General features: G+C 60.4%; 1 protein-coding gene. It reads left to right on the top strand.

Annotation, left to right across the window (positions count from 1 at the left end):
- Positions 1-86 precede the first annotated feature (86 nt).
- Positions 87-1,450, top strand: a protein-coding gene (locus ATE64_RS20930; protein ID WP_156416670.1) for an IS3 family transposase whose coding sequence is annotated in 2 segments (ribosomal slippage) — positions 87-434 and positions 437-1,450 — 1,362 coding nt in all. Because the reading frame shifts where the segments join, the coding sequence is not laid out codon by codon here.
- Positions 1,451-1,524 lie beyond the last annotated feature (74 nt).

Genomic DNA, 1,524 nt, shown 5'->3' with positions numbered 1-1,524 from the left:
TTGTCCCCCGTCAGCACCTATGGCACAGATTTGAGGTTGTGAATTAAGGAGGATTGGGGCTTCGTCGTAGTGACGAAGGAACGAAGATGAAGCCCCAATCCTCCTTGAAAAAATCGCCGACGAAGGCCCCTGCTGAGCGGGTGGTGAAGGATATCCGGCGTGCCACCCGCCGCCATTTCTCGGCCGAGGACAAGATCCGCATCGTGCTCGACGGTCTGCGCGGCGAGGACAGCATTGCCGAGCTGTGCCGCAAGGAAGGCATCGCGCAAAGCCTGTATTACGTGTGGTCGAAAGAGTTCATGGAAGCTGGCAAGCGCCGCCTGGCCGGTGACACCGGCCGTGCCGCAACCACCGGCGAGGTCCAGGATCTGCGCCGTGAGGCCCGCGCTCTGAAGGAATGCGTCGCTGACCTGACGCTCGAAAACCGCCTGCTCAAAAAAAGCATGATCGCGGATGGGGAGGGCGACGAATGAGGTATCCCGCATCCGAAAAGCTCGAGATCATCAGGATCGTCGAGCAGTCGCACCTGCCCGCCAAGCGCACGCTGGACCAGCTCGGCGTGGCCCGCCGGACCTTCTACCGTTGGTATGATCGCTACCATGAGGGCGGACCTGAGGCGCTGGAGGATCGGCCACCTGCGCCAAGCCGGGTGTGGAATCGGATCGGCGATGACATCCAGCAGCAGATCATCGAAATGGCACTGGATTACAGCGAACTGAGCCCCCGCGAACTGGCGGTGCGCTTCACTGACGAGAAGCGCTACTTCGTGTCGGAAGCCACAGTTTACCGCCTGCTCAAGGCCCACGATCTGATCACCAGCCCGGCCTATGTCGTGATCAAGGCTGCCGATCAGTTCCACACCAAGACCACCCGGCCGAACGAGATGTGGCAAACCGACTTCACCTACTTCAAGATCATTGGCTGGGGGTGGATGTATCTGTCGACCGTGCTCGACGACTTCTCGCGCTACATTATCGCCTGGAAGCTGTGCACCAACATGCGGGCCGAGGACGTCACCGACACGCTGGACCTAGCGCTCGCGGCCTCGGGCTGCGATCATGCTGCAGTGCTGCACAAGCCCAGGCTACTCAGCGACAACGGTCCCAGTTACATCGCGGGCGAACTCGCAGAATACATCGAGGCCAGGAAGATGAGCCACGTGCGCGGCGCCCCGATGCATCCGCAAACCCAGGGCAAGATCGAGCGCTGGCACCAGACCCTGAAAAACCGCATCCTGCTGGAAAACTACTTCCTGCCCGGCGACCTCGAGGCCCAGATCGAAGCCTTCGTTGAGCACTATAACCACCAGCGCTACCACGAGAGCCTGAACAACGTGACCCCCGCCGACGCCTACTTCGGCAGAGCGCCAACCATCATCAAACAACGCGAAAGGATCAAGCAACAGACCATCGAATATCGGCGCTTGCAACACCGCAAACTCGCCGCCTAATATCAACCCCCAGACGAGGCCCGCACTCCACTAATCTACGCCGCGAGTTGTGCCGAATGTTCTGACGACGGACA

The organism is Sphingopyxis sp. H073, from assembly GCF_001468395.1.
Lineage (GTDB): Bacteria > Pseudomonadota > Alphaproteobacteria > Sphingomonadales > Sphingomonadaceae > Sphingopyxis.
The sequence above is the reverse complement of the archived record's forward strand: the minus strand, read 5'-3'. Positions and strand labels throughout refer to the sequence as shown.